The 20,311-nt window shown below is 54.2% G+C and carries 16 protein-coding genes; 10 read left to right on the top strand and 6 right to left on the bottom strand.

Annotated features, from left to right (window positions below; genetic code table 11):
• Positions 1-49: 49 nt before the first annotated feature.
• The 3 genes from BMW31_RS05745 to BMW31_RS13585 all read left to right on the top strand — a co-directional run bounded on the left by BMW31_RS05745 (position 50) and on the right by BMW31_RS13585 (position 3,184).
• Positions 50-496 (top strand): hypothetical protein, encoded by a 447-nt coding sequence (locus BMW31_RS05745; RefSeq protein WP_143049157.1) that lies wholly within the window; start codon positions 50-52, stop codon positions 494-496.
• 223 nt (positions 497-719) lie between these two features.
• A complete protein-coding gene (locus tag BMW31_RS05740) occupies positions 720-2,933 on the top strand; it encodes a TIM-barrel domain-containing protein (protein ID WP_091822356.1) in 2,214 nt (737 codons plus the stop codon).
• Between the two features lie 122 nt (positions 2,934-3,055).
• The gene (locus tag BMW31_RS13585; RefSeq protein WP_255404840.1) at positions 3,056-3,184 is read left to right on the top strand and encodes a hypothetical protein; all 129 of its coding nucleotides are present in this window, start codon (positions 3,056-3,058) and stop codon (positions 3,182-3,184) included.
• A gap of 58 nt (positions 3,185-3,242) precedes the next feature.
• Here BMW31_RS13585 and BMW31_RS05735 read toward each other — a convergent pair whose 3' ends face one another.
• The 5 genes from BMW31_RS05735 to BMW31_RS05710 all read right to left on the bottom strand — a co-directional run bounded on the left by BMW31_RS05735 (position 3,243) and on the right by BMW31_RS05710 (position 8,029).
• Positions 3,243-3,692 (bottom strand): hypothetical protein, encoded by a 450-nt coding sequence (locus BMW31_RS05735; RefSeq protein WP_091822352.1) that lies wholly within the window; start codon positions 3,690-3,692, stop codon positions 3,243-3,245.
• 13 nt (positions 3,693-3,705) lie between these two features.
• On the bottom strand, positions 3,706-4,140 hold the full coding sequence (locus BMW31_RS05730; RefSeq protein ID WP_091822348.1) for a helix-turn-helix transcriptional regulator: 435 nt from the start codon (positions 4,138-4,140) through the stop codon (positions 3,706-3,708).
• 16 nt (positions 4,141-4,156) lie between these two features.
• Positions 4,157-4,543: a hypothetical protein gene (locus BMW31_RS05725; protein WP_091822344.1), complete on the bottom strand. Its 387-nt coding sequence runs from the start codon at positions 4,541-4,543 to the stop codon at positions 4,157-4,159.
• 1,360 nt (positions 4,544-5,903) lie between these two features.
• Positions 5,904-6,644 carry a DUF6630 family protein gene (locus tag BMW31_RS05715; protein WP_091822336.1) on the bottom strand — a complete coding sequence of 247 codons (741 nt, stop codon included), beginning with the start codon at positions 6,642-6,644 and terminating at the stop codon, positions 5,904-5,906.
• Between the two features lie 86 nt (positions 6,645-6,730).
• Positions 6,731-8,029 carry a hypothetical protein gene (locus tag BMW31_RS05710; protein WP_091822333.1) on the bottom strand — a complete coding sequence of 433 codons (1,299 nt, stop codon included), beginning with the start codon at positions 8,027-8,029 and terminating at the stop codon, positions 6,731-6,733.
• Positions 8,030-8,280: 251 nt separating this feature from the next.
• On the opposite strand from BMW31_RS05710, the gene BMW31_RS05705 reads away from it, so the two are divergent.
• Genes BMW31_RS05705 through BMW31_RS05690 form a run of 4 tightly spaced genes read left to right on the top strand, consistent with a single transcriptional unit; the run spans position 8,281 to position 11,733 of the window.
• On the top strand, positions 8,281-9,306 hold the full coding sequence (locus BMW31_RS05705) for an SPFH domain-containing protein (RefSeq protein ID WP_091822329.1): 1,026 nt from the start codon (positions 8,281-8,283) through the stop codon (positions 9,304-9,306).
• Entirely contained in the window at positions 9,303-9,641 is a 339-nt protein-coding gene (locus tag BMW31_RS05700; protein ID WP_091822325.1) for a transporter, read from the top strand. The genes BMW31_RS05705 and BMW31_RS05700 overlap by 4 nt, the downstream gene beginning before the upstream one ends.
• A 14-nt stretch (positions 9,642-9,655) precedes the next feature.
• On the top strand, positions 9,656-10,996 hold the full coding sequence (locus tag BMW31_RS05695) for a hypothetical protein (RefSeq protein WP_091822322.1): 1,341 nt from the start codon (positions 9,656-9,658) through the stop codon (positions 10,994-10,996).
• The gene (locus BMW31_RS05690) at positions 10,993-11,733 is read left to right on the top strand and encodes a toxin-antitoxin system YwqK family antitoxin (protein ID WP_091822319.1); all 741 of its coding nucleotides are present in this window, start codon (positions 10,993-10,995) and stop codon (positions 11,731-11,733) included. The genes BMW31_RS05695 and BMW31_RS05690 overlap by 4 nt, the downstream gene beginning before the upstream one ends.
• Positions 11,734-12,112: 379 nt before the next feature.
• Here BMW31_RS05690 and BMW31_RS05685 read toward each other — a convergent pair whose 3' ends face one another.
• Positions 12,113-13,210 (bottom strand): Gfo/Idh/MocA family protein, encoded by a 1,098-nt coding sequence (locus BMW31_RS05685; RefSeq protein ID WP_091822316.1) that lies wholly within the window; start codon positions 13,208-13,210, stop codon positions 12,113-12,115.
• 434 nt (positions 13,211-13,644) lie between these two features.
• On the opposite strand from BMW31_RS05685, the gene BMW31_RS05680 reads away from it, so the two are divergent.
• The 3 genes from BMW31_RS05680 to BMW31_RS05670 are packed head-to-tail and all read left to right on the top strand — an operon-like array spanning position 13,645 to position 20,288.
• On the top strand, positions 13,645-15,120 hold the full coding sequence (locus BMW31_RS05680; protein WP_091822313.1) for an IPT/TIG domain-containing protein: 1,476 nt from the start codon (positions 13,645-13,647) through the stop codon (positions 15,118-15,120).
• Between the two features lie 19 nt (positions 15,121-15,139).
• Positions 15,140-18,238, top strand: a complete 3,099-nt coding sequence (locus tag BMW31_RS05675) for a SusC/RagA family TonB-linked outer membrane protein (RefSeq protein WP_091822309.1) — start codon at positions 15,140-15,142, stop codon at positions 18,236-18,238.
• 16 nt (positions 18,239-18,254) lie between these two features.
• On the top strand, positions 18,255-20,288 hold the full coding sequence (locus BMW31_RS05670; RefSeq protein ID WP_091822306.1) for a RagB/SusD family nutrient uptake outer membrane protein: 2,034 nt from the start codon (positions 18,255-18,257) through the stop codon (positions 20,286-20,288).
• The last annotated feature ends 23 nt before the right edge of the window (positions 20,289-20,311 follow it).

Raw genomic sequence — 20,311 nt, 5'->3', positions numbered from 1 at the left:
GTGCCTCTGCAGTCCTGCCATCATGTTAAACGACTAACAACTTACGACAATGAGAAAAATTCTATATGCTTTGATACTGCTTGCCGGCATCTTCACCTTCGTTGCCTGCGACACCGACGACGGGGTAGGAAAGCCGCAGCCACAACGGATTGTTCTGGAGAACACCTCCTTCGAAGTCGTGATAGGTCAGGTTCCGGCCGACACTACGGTGCTGAACCTGCGCTGGATAGACGCTGCACCACCGCAGACCTACCGCCTCACGCTGGCCAACGCCCTCAACGCAAACACCGTGGACATAGCCGACAACAGCCAGACGGGCAACTTCAACGTCAAGACGCTGCCCATTACCGACACGCAACTGGTAGGTTACATGGAGCAGATGCAGGTTCCGGCCGAGGGCTCTCAGCCGCTCCAGCTCACCATCTTCGGCAACAAGAGCAACGGCGTGGCCGACTCTGTAACCGCCCACATCAATGTGGCCTTCCTCGACCAATAGCACATAACCCTCAATCAACACAAAAATAAAACATCAAGAATTAAAAAGTGAATGTTAGGTTATATTGAATGATTAGCCTGAACATCTGTCCATGAAAACCAATGGGGAATGTACGAGATTTCAGCACTTTTAGAGTTGCTGGTTTTGTACATTCCTCTTTTTTCGTTATCTTCGCAGGTGGAAACCATCCGAACAGACAATTACCAACACGTTTATACCTAAGATGAGAAAACTTAAATCAGCAATCAGCATCCTGCTACTGGCATGTTCCATGCCGGTAGGGGCCCAGCAGTCGTACATGATAGCCGACAACGTGGCTGTGTTCTATCCCAAAAACTTCGATGCCGGCCAGCATCTGCCTTCGCCCATCTTCGTGCGAGAGCTCGTGCCACAGGGCAACCTCAAGGCCGGCTGGCGCCTGCAGCCTGCCTACAGCCAGGAAGGAGGCCACAGCATCGTGACTTTCAACGTGGGCGACGACGTAGACCTGTACGGCACGGGCGAAGTTCTGGGCGACCTGAGACGCAACGGCGACCACAACATTTACTGGAACCGCGACAACGGGGCCTACTATCATAATAACGGAAAACAGCTCTACCAGACCCATCCCTGGGTGCTCGGAGTGCGCAAGAACGGCTCTGCATTCGGCATCATAGCCGACAACACCTGGAAATCTACCCTCCAGACGGGGGCTGAAATCAAGTTCGACAGCGAGGGACCGGCCTTCCGCACCGTCGTCATTGAGCGCAACTCGGCAGCCGAGGTGCTGCAGGAGCTGGCCCGCCTCTCCGGAACATACGACCTGCCGCCGCTCTGGGCGCTTGGCTACCAGCAGTGCCGCTTCAGCTACCACCCCGACTCAAAGGTGCGCGAGATAGCCGACCGCATGCGTGCCGAGCGCATTCCGTGCGACGTAATATGGATGGACATCGACTACATGGACGGCTTCCGCATCTTCACCTTCCGCCCCGACGAGTTCCCAAAGCCAAAGGCACTCAACGACTACCTGCACGCCAAGAACTTCAAGTCCGTGTACATGATTGACCCGGGGGCCAAGGCAGACAGCTCCTACTTCGTAGACCGGCAGGGTACTGCCGGCGATTACTGGGTAAAGACGGCCGACGGCAAGACCTTCGAGGGCAACGTGTGGCCGGGCAAGAGCCACTTCCCCGACTTCACCCGGCCCGAGGTGCGCTCCTGGTGGGCCGGCCTTTACAAGGACTTCATGGCCCAGGGAGTAGATGGAGTGTGGAATGACATGAACGAGCCGGCCGTGTTCGGCGGCCCCGACCTCTCCATGCCGGAAGACAACATGCACGGAGGAGGCGAGGGACTGGCCCCCGGCACGCACCTGCGTTACCACAACCAGTACGGCTTCAACATGGTAAAAGCCTCGCGCGAGGGCATCCTGAGGGCCAATCCTGATAAACGTCCGTTCCTCCTCTCACGCTCCAACTTCCTCGGCGGGCAGCGTTACGCGGCCACGTGGACGGGCGACAACGCCTCTTCCTTTGACCACATGGTGCACAGCATACCCATGACGCTCAACATGGGGCTTACCGGACAGGTCATGAACGGCCCCGACATAGGCGGCTTCTTGGGCAACTGCACGTCCGAGCTCATGGCTCACTGGATGTCGATAGGCGTCTACTTCCCCTTCGTTCGCAACCATTCGTGCAGCGGAACCGTTGACCAGGAACCCTGGGCGTTCGGCTCCCAAGTCGAAAACGTGTGCCGCACGGCCATCAACCGGCGCTATCGGCTGCTGCCGTACATCTACACCCTCTTCCGCGAAGCTGCCGAGACGGGCATGCCCGTCATGCGGCCGGCCTTCATGGCCGACGACCGTGACGCCGCCCTGCGTGCCGAGCAGCAGGTGTTCATGTTAGGTAATGACCTGCTCATCATACCCCGTTGGGCCAAGACTGCCGCCTTACCGAAGGGCGACTGGGACGTCATGCAGCTCGAAAAGGCCGACGACGGCTACCAGGCTTACGTGGCCTTGCGGCCCGGAGCTGTGGTGCCCATGGCCAACTTGTACCAGAACACGGTCGAATACCGTACCGATTCGCTTACGCTCATGGTGAACCCCGACGCCCGGGGCATGGCAGAAGGCTGCCTGTACGAGGACGCCGGCAACGGATATGGCTACCGTCAGGGCGACTATGCGCAGTATCGGCTTAAGGCATCGGTGGCCGATGGCCGCCTCATGCTGAGCATGGAGAAGGCCGCAGGCAAGCGAGCAGCCGCGCCCAAGACGCTGCGCGTGGGCCTTGTTGCCGACGGCAAGGTTACTTACTCGCCCTGGACCAAGGCCGGCACCGTAACCATGAGGGCCGTTAAGGACAAGCACCCGTCCATTGACCGCAGGCAACTCAAGTGGTCGAACCTCGACCTCACCAAGCAGCCTACTACCTTGCAGGTAACCGGAAACTAAGCAAAAGCCCCCAACCAAGGGGGCTTTTGCTTTTTGTCAGCTTGCTGGTAGCCTCTTTATCTTTCCCCTCTGCCATCTCTCGTTATACCTTATATTATATAATAGCAACATCGGTAGGCAGAATGACAAATAAAATAGGCAGCCTGAACACCTTGCTGTTCGCGGCGCTACAATACGCAGAAGCCATTTCCATGCTCATGACAAAGCAAAGAAATGGCTTCTGCGAATGTATGGAAGAGGTAATTGTTTAAATGCCGAAAGTGTCAAAGATATTAAGATTATATCTTTGGTATCCCATCGGAAAAAGAATTATTCTTCTTTTGGAACGGCATCTTTGTCTACTGCAATAAAAGGTTTGTTGACAATGTTGCCAAAATATACAGGTGGAAGCACACATGATTGAAGTGGCCCATCCATTGTCTTTACATAGATAGCCCCTCTAAGTGAGCCATAGCAAAGAGACGCGAACTGGACGAGCAGCTGTGGTGCAAAGGTGATTTTATTCTCCTGGCGGAGGCTCTCTATTGACTCGTGCTTGATTTCGAAGTAGCTGTTCATAACTGCTTTAGCCAGAAGTTTGCTGCTTTGTGATAAGGTTTCGCTTACCTTGCAGCAAAGAACTTCACGCTCCTTGTCATAGGAGAACTGCACTTCGGTGTCATACCGAACTTCATCTTCATTCGGGTCAAAGTTAGCTTCGAATGTAGCAAACTGCTCGAGTTCTATTTTTGAATATTTGTAATATATTTGTTGGTCCATCGTTCTGTGCGTTTTATGCAACTTCACAAATGGCAGGAACGAAGCCTTCGTTTGTAAATTGCCCGTTACTTGAATAGGTGTCGCTCTGCTCTGCATTTGATGAGAAGGGGGCAGGTGCGGACAATTGCACCAACATACTGGTGGTGTAGGGGTGTGCAACCGAGACTATCACTTCGCCCATGACGCGCTGTAACTTGCAGATAGTTTCCAGCGTAAGGTTCTCTCCGCCCTTGAGGAGCTTGCCGACATAAACGGGCGAAACTCCCAACCGGTCTGCCAGCTCTTTCTGAGTGAGGCCCGATGTATGCAGATAATAGTGTATATAAAGTGCAATGTCTTGTGACAACCGCAACCACTCTCTGTTTTCTCGTCTCCAGCGTGCCCTTTCTTTTGCTGCGGTACTGCTGGGCTTGGCTATTTGAGCCAGTTTGTTCATGTCTGTTTCCATAATGGTCTGGTTTTGGTTAGATGTCTTCTTTTAAATCTTCACTGTCTATAATTCCGTTCTCCTTGAGGTAAGAGCGAACCCTGTCAATGTTTTGCAGGACGTGGTCTTTTAGTCCGGGCGAGTGCTGAATGGTGTCTGCGAGCTTGATGCCGCCGCCTGTTATCAGATACGTGTTGGGCTGTAGCTTGATGGCATACATCCTAAGCAGCGGCGGGCGCCCAGGTCCATACGACTTCATGGGTTGATATTGGAGTTCGTATTTGTATTTCCCTTCCAGATATTTGAAGTGATCATCGAAATCAGGAGTCTCACCTGCCATTGAGTTTGCGTTCAGTTCTTCGAATATTTCTTCCAGTCCTTCGGCCTCATCCAGTATCTGTCGGGCCACTTCTTCAGGTTCCAACACCCTTCCCCAGAAACTATCAATAAACTTGTAGGTTTGTTATCTGTCCGAATTTGCTGCAAATATAGCCCTTTATTTCTGAACTTCCAAATAATTAAGTATTGTTAATAAACCTACAGGTTAATTCCGTTTGATAGTTTATATGAGGAATGCAGGCGAAGGAGACTTATGCAGTCAAGCAGCAGGTTGCGGCTTCCGAAGTGGTCGAACCTCGACCTCACCAAGCAGCCTACTACCTTGCAGGTAACCGGAAACTAAGCAAAAGCCCCCAACCAAGGGGGCTTTTTTTTGCGTGGTTACAACTGCTTGCAAGGCGGAGAGTTGCAGATGCGGGAACAGGAGCTATCTTTCAAGGGCCTTGAACGATAGCTTCAAGCCCCTTGAAAGGCATCTTCAAGAGGCTTGAAAGATACCTTTTATCTCCTCGCTTGTAATGGGTTGATTTCTAATGCTTTGCGGGCGCGGTCTTAAAATAACGTTTCCTGCTGTTATCATCCCCTCCTAACCTCCCCTTTCCAAGGGGAGGAAACGCTGCTGTATGTTCCCTGCCAGGTGGTTGCTGATTATAAAAGACAGAGTAACAGAGTATTTTTTCTTCTGCTGCAGGTTTGCTTGATTGCGGAAATGGGCGAGTAACAGTTTGCATAAAGGCTAACTGGTATCCTCCCCTTGGAAAGGGGAGGCGGAGGAGGGGATGATGTGTGAGCAGGCTGTTGGCAATCTTCAGGTGTTATCATCCCCTCCTAACCTCCCCTTTCTAAGGGGAGGAAACGCTGCTGTATGTTCCCTGCCAGGTGGTTGCTGATTATAAAAGACAGAGTAACAGAGTATTTTTTCTGTTGTTACAGGCTTGTCTGTTAGTAGCTATAAATAAGCTAAGCCTTGCCAAAAAGCTAACTGGTAACCTCCCCTTGGAAAGGGGAGGCGGAGGAGGGGATGATATAATGGCAGGCTGTTGGCAATCTTTCGGTGTAATCATCCCCTCCTAACCTCCCCTTTCTAAGGGGAGGATACGCTGGCGCCTGTATGTTTACAACAAGCAGCTACATATATAATAATAGGAGAAAGACAAATTGGTATCCTCCCCTTGGAAAGGGGAGGCGGAGGAGGGGATGATGTAGTGGCAGGCTGTTGGCAATCCTTGGGGTGCGTCATCCCCTCGTAACTTCCCCTTTCCAAGGGGAAAATACAGGTTTGTTCATTGGATATAAGATTGTGTTTTCTCATTTATCACTCTGCTTGTTTATGTTGGCACAGCGCTATGCGATATTGGATAATGGCATGGAGATACTTTTCAAGGGGCTTGAAGCATAGTTCCGGGATGGCGACATGATGCAGCAGGCACCACCGGCGCGGCGGGTCAGCCTCTTTTACCGGCACCTGGCGCGGGCTCCCTGGCCGCTTCGGGGCCGGCTGCCGGCACCACTGCCACCCAGTATTCATCGCTGTCGGCGTCGATGAGCATGGGCTCGTAGCCCAACGGGCGCCACTTCTCGTTGAGCCGGTGGCACCAAAGCGTCACGTTGGACATGCCATCCTGTTGCGCCACCTCTACGGGCAGGTGGTGGCGCTGCACCCGTTGCAGGTCCTTCAGCCGGCCGGCAAAGTTGTCCCAATCGGTCTTATAGTCAAATCCGGCGATGGCTTTCAGCTCGTCGAGCATGTAGAGCAGACCCACGCTACGCAGTGTTTCGGGCTCGTCGCGGTACGTTTCCCACAGGTCGTAGTAATCGTCGTCGCGCCCTGCATCGGTCTCCGAGCGTGCCTTGTAAAACCCGTCGGGGTCGACAAGGCTCTCCTTCACGGCTTGCATCAGGGCCTCGTCTTCGCCCGCCACCTGCCGGGCCAGCGCCGTCAGTGCCACAGGGTCGGTGGGCAAAGGCATGCAGCGCACTTGCGGCTGCTGCTCCGGCTCAGTCTTAACAGGCTTAGAGAAGAGCATCGCCAGCAGCGGGGCAGCGAACAGCAGGGCGCCCATAGCCAGTAAAAGGCCCTTTATCCATGCGCCCTGCCGGAACATGCTGACGGCCAGCCAACCGGCACCTGCAGCTAAAGCGAGCAAAGCCAGCGTTACACATCCATTGGTCAGTTTGTCTTTCATACCTTATCTGTTGATTTATTTGCTATCGACCGACACCGATTTCGCCTCTCACGGCCATGTCGAAAGCGTGTTTGCAAGAGTTGTCGTTATCGTTGTTTGGGATATTCGCGGATAAATTTAACGGCCGCGTTGCCGCCTTTTGCGCTGAACACCAGCGTGCCATAGACGTAGGACTGCACGCACTCGCCGATGTCGTTGCTGGCCGGCAGCCATTTAGGCATTACGTCCAGCAGTTGCAGGGCCTCTGCAACGAACGGGTCGGAGAGGTCGCCCTCGGCCTCCGTACTAAGCAGCGAACCGTCTTTATCTGTCAGCATGACCACGTTGACCGAGGCTCCCTTGCCCGCTTGCAGGGCCTGCTCGGGGTACTGCAAATACTTGTTGAGAAATGCCTCCATGTCATTCTGTCCGGCTCCAAAGGATGGTTGCTTGTCCGGCCAGAAGTATATGTAAAAGTCTTTGTCGGTTACCACGGCCGGCGGATAGCTCTGGCAGCGCACAATGACGTAACGGCTGCCGTGCTTCTCAACCTTTACATAGTGGGCTACTTCTAAGTGGGGATAAGTGCCGCGGACACAGAACCAGCCCTCCTGCGGCATGCTGTACACGGCGTAACGAGGCTTGCCGGAGGCAGTAATGTCAAGGTTCTGCAGCATGTTGTTCACCAGCATCGTGCCCAAAGACAAGTCGCGGCTTGCATGCTCCAGACCTTTCCGCTCCACGCAGTGGCGCATCAGTTCCAGCCGGGCATCGTGTGCATGGTCATCTATGGTTACAAAAGTAGAGAAATACGACCGGTAGAAGGCCTCGACAAACTCGTGCGCGCTCTTTGGATGGGCCTGCATGGGCACCACCTTGGCATGAAAGATGGTGTCGGAGGCTGCCGTTCCCAGTCCTGCAGGCGTTACATAGCCTATCTTGCGGTGGCCGTTGCGGTCGGTCACCATGCGTACCGGTATCTTCTCCAGCCCCGGTTCGGACTCATTCTTCCATGAAACCATGTACCAGTTGTCGTGAAGATGCCCTACGCGCAGGGTCTTCAGGAAATCAAGCGGCACCACCTCGCAGCGTACGAAAGGGTAAACGTCGTTCTCGTCGGCAAAGCTTCGTTCTGCCATCAATGGCGTGAGATGGCTTTCGTCGAGTTTATCGCGCTCCTCGACACTGTTTGTCGGGCTGCCGTAAGCCTTCGTGTAATACTCGCGGATGATGCGTATATCGGCCGCCGTGTCAATATGCGCACGGGGTGTTGCCACCTTGGCGGAGTCTGCCATGCCTGCTGCAGGCTGCCTGCTGTTGGCTTTCCGGCCCACGAGAAGATAGAACACGAGCCCTACGGCGGCAAGACCGAGGACTGAGAGGAGGATGAGCTGTTTTCTTTTCATTACCTTATTTATATATAGGTGATGGGCTCTTGGGCTGCAAGTGCACCTTACCACCGGTTACAGTCGGTTGCCCGGCGCCCGGTGGCTGCCCGTCCGCAACCCGCCGGATGCTGCAAATTTACTTGTTTTATTCCTAAATCATGCTGATTTAACAATTTTATCTGCCCTTTTCAATATTATTTCTTATCTTTGCAAGGCTATAGATTGGCAAAAAGGGAGCTATGCTTCCATGAACTTTCAAAGAAAAGGCAATGGATTTGAAGAATTTTTTCAAGCGACAGTTACGTACCGTCGTAGAGTGTAAAGAGCAGGACCCGGGCGTCCTCTTCCACCTGATGGAGACCTCGACCGACGAAATCAAGAACGCCAGCAAACTCATCGTAGCTCCCGGACAGGGCTGTCTGGTGGTCTACGACGGCCGTGTGAGGGCCACTCTTACAGAGCCCGGAACCTATGAGATGGAGACAGCAAACCATCCGTTCATCACAACGCTGCTCAATCTTGCACAGCAGTTGGAGAGTGAACACAAGATGCGCTTCTACTTCTTCCGCACTGCAGAGATGGTGAACGTGCTCTGGGGCACGGCTTCTCCTGTTAAGTACATGGAACCCGTCTATCATCTGCCGGTGGCACTGGGTGCCTGCGGCAACTTTTCCGTTAGGATAGCGGAACCCGACAAGATGTTTACCACGCTGCTGGGCACCGTGAGCAACTACCGCGACAGCGACGTCCGCGAGCTCGTCTCGTCGCGTATCGTGGCTCCGCTCACCTCCTTCTTGGCCGAGAAGGCTTATCCTTATCAGGAGGTGGACAGCCACTTGCTCGAGCTGTCGACCGACTTGAAGACCCGTACAGCAGAAGAGTTGGCGCGTCTTGGACTGGAGCTGACCGATTTCAGGGTAGATTCAGTGACCTTCGACGATGATACCATGGAGCGGATTGGCAAGATTGCGGACATGACTGCTGAGCAGCAAGCCGCTGCCGAGGTAGGACTTGACTACACGGACGTGCAGAAACTGGGCGCCCTACGTGATGCCGCACGCAACGAAGGAGGCCTTGCAGGCGCCGGACTGCAGTTAGGAGCGGGCGTGCAACTGGCCAAGGACATTTTCAAACAGCCCGAGGCAAACGGAGGGCAGGCAGCTGCAGATGCGCCGGCCGAACCTTCTGCCGATGCCACCCAGCGCCTGCGCCAGCTCAAGACGATGCTCGACGAGCAGCTCATCACGCAAGACGAATACGATAAAAAGAAAGAAGAAATACTCGCAAGACTATGAAAAGAGTAATCATCATTGCCTCGGCAGCGTTCGTTGTCAATCTGCTTGCAGGTCTGCTGCTCTCTGCTTACGCGCTTACAACGCTGCTTTTTACGAGCCTGGCCATTGTCATTAACTGCCTGCTGGTGTGCGCACTCTTTGCCTTTGGTGCCGAGAGCACCCACCGGCTCAGCCTCGGCATGTGCTTCCTGGGGCTCGGCGTGCTTGAATTTGTCAGCGCCTTCTTCGCTCCCCAGAGGTGGACAGACAACTGGTGGGTCATTGCCGTCGTCGCGCTTACGGCCTTACAGGCCATCGTTACCTATCTGGCCATCCACTATTCCAGGCAATCCTAACCCGCAGACAGCACATGGCGACAAAGATAAAAGCAGTGAAATGTCCGCAGTGTGGCAGCGAGAAACACACCCAACTCGACGAGAAGCGCTTCAGATGTGACAGTTGCGGCACCGAATTCTATATCGACGACGATGACATCAACATCAATGTAAACCACCGTTTCGACTTCGGCAAGCAGCAGCCTTGGTGGCAGCAGCCGGGTAATATGATTAAGGTAGGCGTGGCGGCGTTCGTCTTTCCGCTGGTGCTTTTTGTCTTTATCATAGGCGCGTCGCTGTTTTCGACGTCGCCCAAGAGCACCTTCTCGGGGCCCGACTCGGTGGGGGTGTACGACCACTACGAATACATTGTGCCCATGAAACATGCCGGCAAGGCCTGCTTCTTTTACCTCGTGGAGCGCAACTACCATCCCGACTACCGCGACGACGCCTCGAAATACACCGACGGACATTACTACGGGTTCCGCGATGCGCAGACAGGAGAGGTGCTGGCAGAGCACTTGCTCTTCTCTGAAAGCCAGATAGAAGAACTTTCGGACTTCTCTCTCTTTCAGAGTAAGATGCGCTATTTCCATCAAGCACGCAGCTGGTTCATGCTCATTCCCAAGCGTTTTATCTATGCGGTAGACCCTGACGGGTTGACTGTCAGGGACGTTTCCAAGACGATGTTTGCCAAGAAACCGGCCATGAGCACAGGACTCTCGTCGGCAGAGTTCCTGGATGAAGACTATGGAGAGGGCTTTGAGGTTATTAATAACTTGGCCGAGAAGTACAACTACTTTCCTGCAACCGGCCGGCTCTACACCACCGAGGCCTTTGACTATGCCAAACGGCTGCCGCCGGGCGAGCTGCAGGGCGAGCTAAGGGACAGTACGTACTATAAACTGCAAAGCAAGAACAACCGCATTCGTATCTTTCAGCTTAGCTTCAAGTTCCATCTCGGCGACCCGCAGGATGCCCAATACTTCTCTGATGACATGGCCTACCAGTGGGATGGCGACAAGAGGCTGTCCAGCGCCAAACCGATTACCGACTGGTTCTCGGGCTTCAACGCCAAGATTGTGTACCAGGACAGCCGCTACCTGCTGCTTTCCTACAACGCCACCATAGCCACCGGTGCCCCTACCGTGTTCCAGCTGCGCAGCACCGACGGCCGTCTTCTCTGGACAAAGGCCCTCGACAAAGAGGTTGAAACAGACTTTGCGGTCCGTGCGGACAACCGTTTTTGGCTCAAGACGGAAACTTCTTACCGCCGGAAAGACAACGAGGCGGCCGCCAGCAGCCTCTCTCTGGGCAACGGTACCTATCAGGAACACTACCTCTTTGTGTCGGAATACAAAATAAAAGCAAAATGAAGAGACGCCTCATCATCCTCCTGCTCCTGCTGCCCGCCATCGTCAGCGCCCAAAAGAAATACGAGGAGCGATACGAAAACGGACAACTGGCCGTGACGGGCTTCAAGAACCGGGACACCGGCGAGTACGAGGGGCACTGGATTGTTTACGGTCAGGACGGCAAGAAAATAAAGGAATGCGACTTCAAGCACGGCCTCGAAGAGGGCACACTCTATGAGTACAACATCTACGGGCAGCTAACCGCCACCACCGAGTATTGTCATGGCAAGCGCGAAGGGTTGCATGTGGAGCATCATTTTTTCATCAACGATTCCACAAAGCGTGTCGTAAAGCTCCGCTGCCATTACCACAACGGCCTCGAAGACGGGATGCTCTACGAGTACGATGAGCACGGAAAGCTCACCCGCAAGAGCATGATGAGGCAGGGATTCCCCATAACAGACACCCTCTATCAGCATGACGGCATCAAGTACATGGCCTACCGGCACCCTGAAGAGAAGCATCGAACCAACTGGGGCAGCTACGATGACTGGGATGTAAAGTTCGTTCCCTATCATCAGCAGTTACAAGTGGCATCCGCTGCGCCGGCTCCAAGCCATGCCGTTCGCAAGGTTCAGCCCAGGCGTCCTGTAAGGAAAACAAAGGTCGCCAAGCCCCGCAAGGCGGCCACACCCAAGCCCGTTGCGCCCAAGCGCAAGCTAACCGTGGGCAAGGATGGCGTAATAGAGTACAAGTAAGCGCAGCGCCGGCGGGCCTGCGGCTTACCTGCGGGCTAAGCTGAAACAAGTTTCTGTTTGCTTGCCTGAAAGCATCTGTAAGCCGGATGGTTGCAAACAGTAAGGCAAGAGCTGTGACTCAAGCCCCTTGAACGATAGCTTCAAGCCCCTTGAAAGGCATCTTCAAGAGGCTTGAAAGACACCTTTTATCTCCTCGCTTGTAATGGGTTGATTTCTAATAGTTTGCGGGCGCGGTCGTAAAATAACGTTTCCTGCTGTTATCATCCCCTCCTAACCTCCCCTTTCTAAGGGGAGGAACCGCAGCTGAATGTTCCCTGCCAGGTGGTTGCTGATTATAAAAGACAGCGTAACAGCGTATTTTTTTCGCTGCGGCTGGAGACTAATCAGCCAGCGTAACCGTTTGTCCGGTGCGGCTGCTGCGGATGGCGGCCTCCAGTATCTGCACCACGATGAGGTTGTTCTCGATAGAGGCAAGGTCGGTGGGCAGCACCTTTATCTCGCCTCGCACGGCTGCCCGCAGGTAGCGGAAGGAGTCGTCGAGGGGCTGTTGCAGGGCGGGCGCCTGCAGTGCCTGAGGCTTCCGGCCGCGCAGGGAGAGCTCCATGTCGGTGCCGTTGCGCTGGTAGATGGTGCCCTCGAGGCCGTAGATGTACATGTCCTTGCGGCCGGCGGGCCAGCACCAGGAGCCCATCACGCTGACCGTGGCCTGTGGGTAGTTGAGCAGGATGGTGGCATCGTCGTCTACACGGGGGTAAACGTCGGGCTTGTTCTGCCGCAGCACGGCCGTAACACTTACGGGTTTTTGGTTTCCCAGGAGCCATGTGGCCAGGTTGATGCCGTAGCATCCGAAGTCGGTAACGGCCCCGCCGCCGTTCTGCACGGGGTCGGTGAGCCAGTTGGTGAAGCGCTTGCTGCAGTTAATCTCTATGGGGCCTTCGTGGCCGTCGTACATGTTGATGCGGAAAACGCGGCCTATCTTGCCCGCCTCTACCATGCTCTTGGCCTCGTGGTTGGTGGCGTACCATGACGTTTCGTAGTTGGTCAGCACCATGATGCCGTAGCGGCGGGCCAGCTGCTGTATTCGCTGCGCGTCGGCGTAGGTGGTGGCCAGCGGCTTCTCCACCATCACGTGGATGTGGCGCGGGGCGCAGGCTTCAACCACGCGGAGGTGCTCTGCTATGGGCCCATAGGCCACCACGGCCTCCGGACGGGTGCGGTCGAGCATGCGGTCCAGATCCTTGTAGAAGAGCTTCTCGCTTACCTTGCCCGTCAGGATGTTCTGCTGGCGGTAGCCGTCGTTGGGCTCCCATACGCCCACTACATCGAAGTCGCCGCGGCCAATGGCGTTGGCAACGTTCCAGAGATGGTCGTGCGTAACTCCCGCCACGGCCAGGCGCAGCGGCTTGTTGTTCTGGCAGAGGGCCGGAAGGGCCGCCAGTGCCAGCACGATGAGGGTGAGTAGTCTTTTCATTTGCATTGTCGGTTTAGTTTTCTGCAAATATACGTAAAAATGGGGAGATACGTCCAGAAACGGCAAACAAAATGTGTGTTGCTCCGTTTTCAGGTTTTCAGCAGGTCTGCAGGGAGCTGTAAATCTTGTACCTACAGGCTGAGTGCGGATCCGGTGGAGCCGTATCGGGCAGCTCCTGCAGCTCCGCAAGGGCGTTGACGGCAATTGTAAAACAGTTAAAAATATAAAAATTACAAAAATAAAAGGCCTGTATTTAGTAAAAATCGAAAATAAATACTAATTTTTCCCCATTCAGTTAGTACCGAGACTACAGAACCATGAACGTACATGATGGGCATGGAGAGGCCAATACTCCTTGCCAGGTGCACCCTCAGCGTGCGAAAAGAGAATCGGAAAAGCCAAGGAAGAACAATTTTATTAACCTATTTTAGCTGAAACCAATGAGAAGAAGTGAACTGTGGCTATACCTAACCCTACTGTTAGGTTGTGGCCTTACGGCATGCTCGGACAAGGAAACTGCCGGCTCGGCCGGGGCTCCGTTCAACGCGAATGCCCCCATCTCGATTACGGATTTCTATCCGGATTCGGGCGGTATCGCCACTCCCATGATTATTTCAGGAACCAACTTCGGTACCGATACCACGGGGTTGAAAGTGTTCTTCATCGACGAGAACAACGTTCGCCACCGTGGCGGACTGGTTTCAACCAACGGAGAAAAGATTTACTGCTACGTGCCCTCGGGGCTTACTTACATGCGTAAGATAGGCCTGCAGGTAGAACGCACGGTGCAAGGGAAAACCGAACCCGTAGTTGGAACGTGCGACAGGCCGTTCTATTACAAAACCCAGACGGCCGTTACAACCGTGGTGGGGCAGGTGTCTACCACCGAGCAACCTACCAAGGCCGCCACGCTTAGTACGACAACGCTGTCGGCTCCTCTTTATATCTGCCTTGACGACGAGGACAATATCTTTATAGTAGAGAGAAGATTGGGAGCTGCGCGTCCGCAGGCAATTACCTGTAAGAAATCTGACGGTTCAAACTCAAAGGGGAACGTGCTGCGGGCTTCGTTGACAAAAGATGAGGTTGTGATGCTGTCGGAAGACCAGTTTAACCTGCCAAACGCCCCTGCCTTCTCCGACGAACCGGGCATGGAGGCAGTGTATGTGCCAAGTGATGAGGGCATGGGCTTTATGCAGCTTTCCAAATCTACAGACTATCAGCCCCGCGCATTGCTGGCTTTGAAGAACGACAAGTTCCCGGAAATAGACAAGAATAACTGGAAGTTCAGCTTCGTGGTGAACAAGGTAGACAAGCAGATTTACACCGTGATGCACGGTGGACAGCTGGTGCGCATTGACCCCCGCACACGCCGCACCGAGGTGCTGCTGAAGAAGGTGGGCATTCACGGGTATCAGGATGGCGGAACGGACTCTTACTTTGCCTTCAGCCCCATAGAACCCAACAAGCTCTTTGTGTGCCAGTCGGATAACAACGAGATTTGGACGGTCGACATCGACCAGCTGGAAGGCAAGGACATTGACAACTACCACGGCGAGTCGTATGCCGGTCGTGGATGCTACGAAGGACTTAGTGCCGGCCGCGGATGGGAAGACGGACTGCTGAAGAACGCCAAGTTCTACTATCCCCGCCAGATATGTTTCACCAAAGACGGCAAGCTCTACATAGCCGACTCGGGTAATTCCTGCATCCGCTCCATTGACACAACCTTGCCTCCCGACAAGGCCACCGTTACAACAGTTGTAGGTATTCCCGGCTCACACGGACATCAGGACGGCGGCCCCGACATTGCCAAGTTCCGTTATCCTTACGGTGTGGCTGTAAGTGCGGACGGCTCAATTGTGTACGTAGCCGACACCGGCAACCGCGTTATCCGCAAACTGTCCATTGAATAACCTTGAGAAGAATATACACATGAAACAATTTTTCAGCATTTTTATGTTCCTGATGGTGCTGTGCCAGGGCATGGTCTACGGTCAGGACAACACTCCTACGCAGGTAACGGTATCGGGCGTTGTGGTAGATGAGAGCGGCGAAGGCTATCCCGGCGCTACAGTCTACGTGAAAAACATTCCCGGAAGGGGAGTGGTTTCAGACCTTGACGGCAAGTTCAGCATCAAGGTAGACATAAACTCGGTATTAGTAATCCAGGCCGTGGGTATGAAGAGCATCGAACAACTTGTGACCAAGAACATCAAGGACGCGAAGTTCGTGCTCAAGGAGGATGTCTCTTCGGTCGACGAAGTTGTGATTACGGGTCTTAGCTCGCAGAAAAAAGTGTCGGTGGTAGGTGCAATCTCCACCATTGACGTATCGGAGCTCAAGACGCCAGGCACCTCGCTTACCAACATGATAGGCGGCCGAATGGCCGGTGTAATCACCATGCTCTCGTCAGGAGAGCCTGGAAAGAACCTCTCGAACTTCTGGATACGCGGCATCAGTACCTTCGGTGCCGGCGGCAACGCACTCGTGCTGATTGACGGTTTGGAAGGAAACCTCAACGACATAGACCCGGACGACGTGGAGTCGTTCTCCATTCTGAAAGATGCCTCGGCAACAGCCGTGTACGGAGTGCGTGGTGCCAACGGTGTGGTTATCGTTACCACAAAGCGCGGAAGCAAAGGGCGCCTTGACATTACGGGACGAGCAAGTTTGAAGGTTTCGCAAATCAGGCGTATGCCCGAGTATCTGGGTGCCTACGACTATGCACTGCTGGCCAACGAGGCCCGTGCCGTTTCGGGCGAAAATGACCTTTATACGCCCTTGCAGCTCGACCTGATTAAGAACCGCCTTGACCCCGAACTCTATCCTGATGTGGACTGGACGCATGAGATAATGAAGAAAGTCTCGTTCCAGCAGAACTATTATGTGAGTGCACGAGGTGGCGGCGACTTGGCCCGCTACTTCCTCTCGCTGGGCTACCAGGACGAAGGAGCAGCCTACAACCAGAAGCAGAACATCTTTCATGAGCCGCTGTCATACCGCCGGCTCACCTATCGTGCCAACATAGACATGAACCTCACGAAGAGCACCAGGCTCTACTTCGGCGTAGACGGCTACGTTTCAAACTACACAACGCCCGGTGGACTGACCACGCAGCAGGTGTGGAACAGCGTGAGACTGCTGAACCCGCTCATGTTCCCTATCGAGTATGCCGACGGCACGCTGCCTACCTACGGACAGAGTGACCTGGTTTCGCCTTATGCTGCACTCAACTACATGGGCTACCGGTCGGAAGACATCAACCGCAACATGATGACTTTGAAGGTTACACAAGACTTCGCAGGCGTACTGAAGGGCCTCACCATGTCGGCACAAGTAATGATTGACCACAGATCGGACTTCAACGAGCGGCGCTATGTCAGTCCGGACTTGTACCGGGCATCGGGTCGCACGTCGGAAGGTTTGCTCATCAAGACGCTCAGACAGCGGCAGATAGACATGACCTACTCATCTGGCAACACCTCGTGGCGCAAATACTATATGGAAGCCAAGGCCGACTACAACCGCACCTTCGGGCTGCACAACGTGGGAGCCTTGCTGTTCTACTACATGGAAGACGAGAAGGGCTCCGACTGGGGCACCGATGCGCTGGGCATCAACGCCATTCCCGCACGCCGGCAGAACCTCTCCGGCCGCCTGTCTTATGGTTTCAACGATACCTATTTTATAGATGCAAACTTCGGTTACACCGGCTCGGCGCAGTTCAAGAAAGGCGACCGCTTCGGCTTCTTCCCCTCAATCGCCGTTGGCTGGGTGCCAACAGCTTACAAATGGGTGCAGAAGAATCTGCCTTGGCTTAGCTTCCTGAAGTTCAGAGCCTCGTACGGACTGGCCGGTAACGACCAGATTGGCGGCGGCCGGTTCCCGTATCTTACCATCATCAACCACCATGCACCCACGTACTGGGGCTATTCCGGGCAGGGTATCCGTGAGACCCAGACCGGTGCCGACAACCTGAAATGGGAGGTGGCCAAGAAGGCCAACCTGGGTATTGATGCCAAGTTCTTCCATGACAAGCTGTCATTAACGGTCGATTTCTTCAGGGACGAGCGTGACCACATCTTCCAGGACCGCGTTACGCTGCCCGAGTTTGTGGGTATGGTTACTTATCCTAAATCGAATGTAGGCCGCATGCACAGCTACGGTTCGGACGGTAACATCTCTTACTTCCAGCAACTGAACAAGCAAGCCAGCTTTACCTTGCGTGCCAACTATACTTTCTCGCAGAACATAGTCGATTATTTTGAGGAGAACAAGCTGCCTTACGACTACCAGAGTATTACCAACCGGCCGTGGGGACTCATCCGTGGCTACATTGCCGAAGGGCTTTTCAAGAGCAAGGATGAAATCCTCACCAGCCCTGACCAGTCGCAGAGCTTTGGCCGGGTGCGTCCGGGCGACATCAAGTACCGCGACGTCAACGGCGACGGTGTCATCAACAGCGACGACCGAGTGCCCCTGTCGTACGGCAATCAGCTGCCGCGCGTGATGTACGGTTTCGGTGCCGACTTCAGCTGGAAGGACCTCACGGTGGCTTTGCTGTTCAAAGGCTCCGCCGGTGTAGACTATTATCGCTCGGGCTTGAATGGCAACGATGCCGGCTGGATACCATTCTACAATGGCGAGCTTGGCAATGTCATCAAGCTGGCCAACAACCCGAAGAACCGCTGGACGCCCGCATGGTACTCCGGAACCACGGCAACGGAGAACCCGGATGCCGAGTTCCCGCGCCTTTCTTATGGCAGCAACAGCAACAATGCACAGTTGTCAACCTTCTGGAAGCGCAACGGCTCGTTCCTCAGGTTCCAGGAGCTCAGCTTCCGTTACAAGCTGCACAACAAGCCTTGGCTGTCGACCGTAGGGCTCACCTCGGTTGACGTGGAGTTCGTGGTCAACAATCTCTTCACCATAGACAAGGTGAAGTACTTCGACCCTGAGCAGGCTTCTTACAACGGATCGGCTTATCCTATCCCGACAACTTATACGTTGCAACTTTATTTCAAGTTCTAACATTCTTGTATATTATATGAAAAAGATATTGATGTTAATAGCTGGCACCGGCTTGATAGCAAGCTCGATGCTTACCTCATGCAACTATCTGGATGTGGATCACTACTTCGAAGCCACCTTCAAGGAAGACTCCATCTTCCACAGTCAGGTAAATGCAGAGGGCTACTTGTGGAACACGCCGCAAGGATTCCCCGACCCCGGAAACATCTGGGGCAACTCCTGGAACCCAGGAGAAACGGCTTCGGACGAAATTACCGTTAAATGGCAAACTGCCGAGTTCTGGGGAGCAAGGCTCACCGTTGGAGGTATCAACGAGAACAATGTGCCCAACTGGTACTTGTGGTACGACATGTATAAGATTATCAACCGGTGCAACAGGATGCTGCTCAATGTGGACAACGTGGGCGACATGACCGATTCCGACCGCCGGTTGTACAAGTCCTACGTTCATTTCATGCGTGGTTATGCCTATTACCACCTGCTGATGAACTGGGGTCCTATCATCAACGTGGGCGACGAAGTGATGCCTACGGACAAGCCGGCGGATTTTTATAACCTGGAACGCCGCACCTACGACGAGTCCGTTGATTACATCTGCCAGGAATTTGCCGAAGCTCTGAAAGGTCTCCCCATGCCGCAGCAGCAGTCGATGAATTACTTTGAGCGTCCTACCAAGGGTGCTGCGCTGGCTCTGATAGCCCGCCTGCGCCTCTTCCAGGCCTCTCCGCTCTTCAATGGAGGAACGGCCGCCCGCAGATGTTTCGGCGACTGGAAACGCAAGAGCGACGGAAAAGACTATGTAAACCAGACCCCCGACCCGGCACGTTGGGCTGTAGCAGCCGCTGCCGTGAAGCAGGTTATCGACATGGACTACTATTCACTCTACACCGTAGCGAAGTCTAAGGAGGCTCCCTATCCACTGGATGAGAGCGTGCCTACGGTCGACTTCCCCAACGGAGCAGGCAACATAGACCCCTTCCACTCGTTTGCCGACATGTTCAATGGCGAAGGCATCCCCAAGGTAAACAAGGAAATCATCTGGGGAGTGGAGCGTTCCAACGGCGTGACAGGATATACCAGGCACTCCTTCCCCGTGAAGTATCAGGGCTGGGGCGGCATGTCGGTTCCGCAGCGCGTTGTAGACTGCTTCCTGATGAAGGACGGCAAGACGGTACAAGAGTCTCCGCTGTACGACGGAAACCTTGAGAATACAACTGCGCGCACGGAGAATCTCGGCGATTACGTGCTCATGCAGGGCGTGCCCAGAATGTATGCCAATCGGTCGGCACGGTTCTATGCCTCTATCGGCTTCCCCGGTCGTTACTGGCAGATGAACACAGCCAGCGCCGACAAGCAGTACGTGAACAAGCAGTTCTGGTATTCCAACGACGATGCCGAAGCCGGTAAGGCCGGTGCGGGCAACAACCCCAACGACTATTGTATCACGGGTTACGTGCCTGTTAAGTACATCCATCCCGACGATTCCTACTCCAAGGCCAACGGTTCGGCCGTCATCGCCAAGCCCTTTGCCATCATCCGCTACGCCGAGGTGCTGCTGGAGTTCGTGGAGGCAATGAACAATGTTACAGCTGCAACTACCGTGCAGACTTATGACATTACCGGAAATCTGGTCGATGTCAGCATCCGGCGCGACGAGGATTTGATGCGCAGCTACTTCAACCAGATAAGGTACCGCGTAGGATTGCCCGGAGTAGAGGATGCCGTGCTGGCCGATAGAGATGCCTTCGACAAGGTTATCAAGAACGAAAGGCAAGTAGAATTGTTCAACGAAGGCTACCGCTACTTCGACACCCGCCGCTGGGGAACCTTCCTTGAAGAAGATGCAAGATCAAGCAACTGGCGTGGTCTGGACGTTAACCGCGACCGCGACAACACCAACGGCAACGGAGGATTCTGGAATTTGGTGCAAATCAACGAGCAGAACATTCGCGACCGTGTGGCCAAACCGCAAATGGTATTCCTCCCGCTGAGCCACAGTGAATTACTGAAAGTTCCCAACATGGATCAAAACAAGGGCTGGGACCGCTAAACCACTCAATAGAACAACAGATT

Origin of the sequence: Prevotella sp. kh1p2 (assembly GCF_900111525.1) — a bacterium.
Lineage (GTDB): Bacteria > Bacteroidota > Bacteroidia > Bacteroidales > Bacteroidaceae > Prevotella.
This window is presented reverse-complemented; position numbering and strand designations above follow the sequence as displayed.